Genomic DNA, 6,446 nt, shown 5'->3' with positions numbered 1-6,446 from the left:
TGCTGTTACTTGTGGATATTTATCAGCTGTTAATGCTACTCCGTCTTTTACATCATATACTGGTGAATTTGTTAATTCGTTTACTCCATCTCCTGCTACGAAGGTTACTCTGTGGTAGCCTTCCGGTGTTTTCGCATCAGGATTGTTTGTCTGATCAATGACTTTTGCAAGTACTGTTACTGGAACTTCCACATCTTCTGTAGAGCCATCCTTGTATTTTACCCTTACTTTACCTGTGTATTCACCCGGTTGGTTGACATTAATAGCATCTTTAGCTGTAATATCTTCAAATGGAATTTTATCGTCAAGCTCGGGAGTAGCTGGGTTGCCTTTTGCATCTGTAAATTTCTTGATATTATCAGTCAAATTATACGTTCCGCCAAAAGAAACTATTTCTTTTTCTGCTTCCGGCTTAAACTTCTCTGCATCTGTCAAGTTAAAGTTAAGAACCGGTCCAGCAATAGCATGTTCCCCATTTGGTGCGTAGGCTACAATCTGACCTTTTGAACCATCTTCTACTGTATTAGCAGGTAATGTCATTTCAAATTCGCCTGCTTCTAATTTATCAAATGGAATTTTTACTTCAGCAATTACCTTACTCTTATCATAGGTCTTTGTATTAGCGTCATATGGATGAAGCTTTACAATGGCATTTCCTGCCTTTTCATCTGTAACCTTTAAATCTTCATCCGGCTTTGCAGGGTTCTTGATTAGAGGTTTTGGAAGTTTTCCCTTAATCTTGTTTTCTACAGCAGGGCTGTAAGTTGTCTTTTCAGCAGTCGGTTCCTTTACGATATAATCAGAAGCATCGTTTGGTTTAGTATTATCCACCTGTACTTCCTGTCCATCAGGCACACCGTCTCCATCTGTATCTACTATGTTTGGATTTGCACCGTATTGATATTCAACAAAGTCAAGAAGACCATCACCGTCTGTATCTTTTACGTCCAGTACGCTGTTGTGTTCAGAGTTTTCCAGAATCTTCCAAGGAGCTCCGTCATCTTTACTGAATATTCCATACTTTTTATCTGGCCAATCTGCATAAAGGCGAGAAGAAAACGGTAGGAAGCTATTGTTATCTGTCTGCTTTGCCGCTTCAATAATCTTCTTTGCCACTTCCGGATCATTCAAAGAAGCCTTTAGCTTATATGAGATTGTATAGAAACCAACCCCTCCTGCACCAGCAGTTAACACATTGGATTGAATGTAACTTCTAACTTTAGCAGCTTCATCATAAGAACTGACATTTTTATGACTCATCGCAGGAGAATTATAAGTATTAATAACTCCATTGTTAGGTTTATCAATTCTAGTTTTCACTACATTTTTTGTAGGATTACCATTGATATCTGAAGAATAAATATACACATTATCCCAGTCAATGAACTCTACAAGTTCAGCTGGGAAAGTTTCTTCAATTACAGCTGCATACCCTTTTCCTGGAAAAGAAGATTCGTACTTGATGGCAGGCTTATATTCATGAACTGTTCTGATTTCATCAAATTTCTTGCTTTCCCCTTCTACAAACATGGCCTTAGAAGTAAAGCCATCCATTGTAAGATTGGACTTATAGATATCTTTTTCTTTTGTCTTATCGTAGATGTATCCACTACTGATAGATTCTTTTGCGATTAGATTTGGAGTTGTATTTCCTCCCTTGCCAGTAAGCCACATAGAATTAAACTTAAGTTTCTTATCTTTTAACCCCAAAGATTCTAACGTTTGACCATTAGCAAGTTTAATAGTAACGGTAGAGATGGTATTAGCACCAGTAATGTTTTCATTCATAGCTCCGCCTATGATTTTGTATGTCCAAAGTGAGCCACCTTTTTCAGGATCTCCATCGTAGTACTTTTCCATGTTCACTTTGAAACTACCACTTCTTACTTCAATGGATTCAATCTGTTTGTAAAACTCAGGATCAGAGAATTCAAGAACATATCTACCTGCAAAATACTCAGGATCCTTCTTGTCATCTGTAACCGTATTCCAGTAAGTACCTGCTTTATTCCATTTGCTCCAGTTTAATGTGATGGTATCTCCTTTTGCTTCTTTAAAAGTAATACGGCATAGATAAGTGATGTATCTCCTAAGCCGCTGGCACTGACCGATCTTGAGGCTGCTACATCATCTTGTGGTAATCTCACAGCAGTCGGAATAGACTCCTGAGCATAGGCTGGCGTCATTGGCACAACGATCATACTTGCACCAATAACAACGGAGCAAAGACCTACACTAAGTTTTCTCATGCCCCATTTTAAATTTATCTGCTTATTTTTTTCTTTCATATTTCCTCCTTCTTATAGAAAATTCTCCTTTAATTCAAATATCACAAAAAGACGGACTTACCCCTTGCATTTTGCTAGAGAAAGTTCATCCGCCTTAAAATATAACATTTGTACTAAGATTGTTTGTTGTGACAATATACCTATGCTTGCTTGCTTGCTTGCTTGCTTGCTTGCTTAGGCATTATATTCCTTAAAATCATATTTGTCAACCCCTATCACATATATATTACCATATTTTCTTATTTTTTTCAACTTTTTTCAGCTTTTTTTCAACTTTTTTTCAAATATCTCCAAAATTACTGAAATCCACTAAGAATGATTAGTTATTTTAGACTGTTTTGAAGATATTTTTTGTGAAAAATATGTTGAGGGAGGCCGTTTATACAGTCTCCCCAAGAGAGTATGACAAAAAGTCTGTAAATAAGTATTAATAAAAACCACCAGTTCAACTAGTGGTTTTACATATAGTCGCCCCTCAGATTGTCCCCTAATTAATTTTGGATAATTTTAGGTCGCCCCTCATTGTTGTTTGGAAAACCCTCAAAAATTTTGGATATCCCGTAAAAATTTCTCCGACAACAATAATAAAATCTGTATTTATTTTGTGTTTTATTTAATTTTAAAGTATGTTTATTTAACAGTTATTATTGTTTCTTATGCTACTTTGTATATTTTTTGCGTATATATCCAATAAGTAACGGCAAAGAACCTGATGTTAACATAAGCCATCCATATAAAGATGAATTCATTCCTGCTCCTGTCTTTGGTATTCTTGGTTTTGGTGTTCTTACATTTGTTACTACAAATCCTTCTTTTGCATTTCCTGTAACAACACTTACATAACCATTTCCTACAGATTCTTCCTTGACTGTGTATTCAATCTTCTTTCCATCCTTATACTCGTCAAGGTCTGTGAAACTTCCTGTCCAGTTGTTTGCCTTTGTTAAAGTTAATGTCTTTCCTGTTTCTTTTCCATCTGCAAACAGTTTAACAGTTACGCTTTCAGGTCTCTTTCCGTCTTGGTTATTTCCGTCTTTCCAAGCCTTTGTTACCTGTATACTTGTCTTTCCTGGTGTGTATGAGTTCTTAACATTATATCCTTCTACTTCTGTTGTATAACCTTCTACCTTTTCTTCTACGATTGTGTAGTTGATCAATTCTCCATTTTCATATTTGTCAAGATTTTCAAATTTCCATTTCCAACCATCTTTTTCCGTAACTTTCTTTGTAGCTACTTTAGTTCCGTTCTTTAATAGATTGATTGTGATTTCTGTTGGTCTCTTTCCGTCTTGATTGTTTTTATCGTTCCAAGTCTTTTTACCTTCAACGGATACTTTTATCTTTTCAGGTTCTTTGGTGTTTGTTATGACAAAGCCGTCCTTTGCATTGCCTGTTATCTCTGTTTTATAGCCCTCAACCTTTTCCTCAGATATAGTGTATTCAATCAGTTTGCCATTCTCATACTTGTCAAGATTTTCGAATTTCCATTTCCAGCCATCTTTTTCCGTAACTTTCTTTGTAGCTACTTTAGTTCCGTTCTTTAATAGATTGATTGTGATTTCTGTTGGTCTCTTTCCGTCTTGATTGTTTTTATCGTTCCAAGTCTTTTTACCTTCAACGGATACTTTTATCTTTTCAGGTTCTTTGGTGTTTGTTATGACAAAGCCGTCCTTTGCATTGCCTGTTATCTCTGTTTTATAGCCGCTAACTTCATCCTCTGCGATAGTATATTCTATTTTATTTCCGTTGTTTTCTGTTGGTAAATCCTTAAAAGTAGTTTTCCAGCCATTTTCAGCTGTTATAACTCGTTCTTCTACAATATACTCCTTATCGACAATTTTTGCTATCAACTTAACTTTTATATTTTTAGGACGAGACTTTATATCATTATTTTTTTCTTTCCATTTCTTTTCTACGGAAATATTCGTTGCATCACCGTCAGTACCAATCTCAATTGTCCCATTACTGCCTATGCCGGCTCCTCGTGTGTTTGAAAAGTTTCCTGAAATAATCACCTTGGTAAGCGCTTTTGTCATTTCGTTTCCCGCTGACTCAGCATTCAAGGCAAGCAAGGTATACTTTTTACCTTCAGGAACACTCAAAACTCCCTCATGTTTATCATCAGGTAGAGGCGTACCTTCATGTGTAGTCCAGTTGAATGGCGCACCACCAAGCATACGCTTTGCAAGCTTATATTTAGCTTCTCCACTGTGTGGTCCAAAGAATTTGTTTGAGTAAAGGAATAGTTCGTTTCCGATTGTTCCACTTTCGTTTCCATAAAGAGCTACGCCATCATTTATATATATCTTCGTTTTTGAAATCGGGCAAGAAGCAATCCCTGCACCTTGTCCATTTGATTTATTGTTACTTATCAATGCATTCTTTAGGTGTAGCTCGCCATTAGCACCGTAATATTCATGTCCTTGCCACTTCCATGGATTTGCGACACCGTTGACATAAATCCCTCCACCGCCAAAGGCATCTTCAGTCGCGCCACCACTTTCCATTTTGTTATTTGTAATTTCTCCAGCCGTGATATATGCCTTGCACTGTACGCCGCTATGCAATCCTCCTTGGATGAATATGCCGCCGCCTGCTGATTTAGCTACATTTCCGTCAATCTTTCCACCTGTCATATTCAATATGCTGGTTTCTCCTGCTTGATTGGCTCCTACGCTAATACCGCCACCAATCTCATTGGCAAAATTATTAAAAACCGCAGCCTCGCCTGACATATTTATAGTAGATCCCTCATATGCAAGTATTCCACCACCAGCCGAATAATATTGACTTACAGATGAATCACGCACTAGCTCAGACCTGTTATTTTGAACAGTTCCACCAGAAAAATTCATTGTGGAACTATATAAATAAATTCCTCCACCATATGTTGCTTGATTGTTTTCAACACTTCCACCAGTCATATTTACGGTTGCACTTGAAGCATTAACCGCACCACCTCGTGTTGCAGTATCTTTGATAGCCATGATTTGATTGTTCTGCAAAACTGAGCCATTATTAATATTTAATATTGCTTTACTTTTCACCTCAACGAGAGATTTTTCAATTTTTTTATTATTTTCTCCATCGCCGTCAACTACAATTTCCGATAGTGTGGCTTCTTTTTCAGACTCTACACGGAACAAATAATCATTAAAATCTTTTCCTCTGAGTATCTTTGCATTCGTTCCTGCTAGAGATATATCCCCCGTAATAGATGTTGTTCCAACTACGATAATTCTCTTTATTTTCTGATTGTTAGTAGCTATTTCCTTTGCCCGAGCAAAAGATTTGACAGCTCTGCCCAATTTTCCGTCTAAGCTATCATCGCCTGAAACACCATCTAAATATACATTTTTACTTTCGGGATCAACTTCGCCAATTTTAATTTCTTTTACAGTAATCAATTTTACATCTTCGATTGAACCTGTATATGTTGCCTTTGGTGCAAGTCTTGGAATTTTCAGAATCATTTTTCCATCGGCTTTTTTAAGATATAAATCATAATGAAGTAGATATGGCTCCACTGGATTCCCGTCATCTTTATTATAATATTCTACTTCTATCTTGTTGTATGGAATCCTTATATCTTCAAAGGATATATTTCCATCCCAGTTGTAGCTCTCTGCCGTATATGTCATATTTTTTACAACTGTATTTGCTTCTCCCTCTATATGAAGCTCATGTTCAACAAGAAAATCTTTTAATGCCCATTCATCTTGGTCAAAAACCTTTTGTTCAGGGTCATGCATCCAATAACTTGTGTATGTTGCAAATATGCTATCAAAATCGGAAAAATCAGGACGAAACAATCTGAGGTTAAGACTGTATTCATTATCCTCAGAATTATTTTCACCTTGATTATCTGCAAATGTTGTATATCCTGAAAGCAGATGCCCTTCCTCTTTGGCATCTTCAGCACTTAGCGTTGAAGGTCCTAGAAAAACAGTAAAAATCATTAATAAAGCCATCAATGTAGATGTAATTTTTTTAAATTTCATTTTTTTATCCTTTCGTTTTAATATTATTTATATTCAAAAAAAATTGGCAAAAATACATAGCTATCCATCAGGTACATATTCTTGCCAAATATAAAAATCTAACCCAAAAAAGACAGAATTATAGTTCTGTCTGTCTGTCTGTCTGTCTGTCTGTCTG

3 protein-coding genes are annotated in these 6,446 nt (G+C 36.3%); all 3 read right to left on the bottom strand.

Features of this window, described 5'->3' with window-relative positions; all coding sequences use genetic code 11:
* Positions 1-1,860: Rib/alpha-like domain-containing protein (locus HMPREF3181_RS06260; protein ID WP_231723274.1), on the bottom strand; the 1,860-nt coding region annotated here is incomplete at its 3' end.
* Positions 1,861-2,024: 164 nt separating this feature from the next.
* Positions 2,025-2,288, bottom strand: a complete 264-nt coding sequence (locus HMPREF3181_RS06255; protein WP_068474600.1) for a YSIRK-type signal peptide-containing protein — start codon at positions 2,286-2,288, stop codon at positions 2,025-2,027.
* A 659-nt stretch (positions 2,289-2,947) separates the two neighbouring features.
* Positions 2,948-6,289, bottom strand: coding sequence for a Cna B-type domain-containing protein (locus tag HMPREF3181_RS07735; RefSeq protein ID WP_197415932.1), 3,342 nt, complete (start codon positions 6,287-6,289; stop codon positions 2,948-2,950).
* Positions 6,290-6,446: the final 157 nt, after the last annotated feature.

It is taken from the genome of Parvimonas sp. KA00067 (genome assembly GCF_001553085.1).
In the GTDB taxonomy this organism is placed as follows: domain Bacteria; phylum Bacillota; class Clostridia; order Tissierellales; family Peptoniphilaceae; genus Parvimonas; species Parvimonas parva.
The sequence above is the reverse complement of the archived record's forward strand: the minus strand, read 5'-3'. Positions and strand labels throughout refer to the sequence as shown.

Coding starts and splice junctions, on each gene's coding strand:
- HMPREF3181_RS06255 (WP_068474600.1), bottom strand. CDS start 2,288: ATGAAAGAAAAAAATAAGCAGATAAATTTAAAATGGGGCATGAGAAAA.
- HMPREF3181_RS07735 (WP_197415932.1), bottom strand. CDS start 6,289: ATGAAATTTAAAAAAATTACATCTACATTGATGGCTTTATTAATGATT.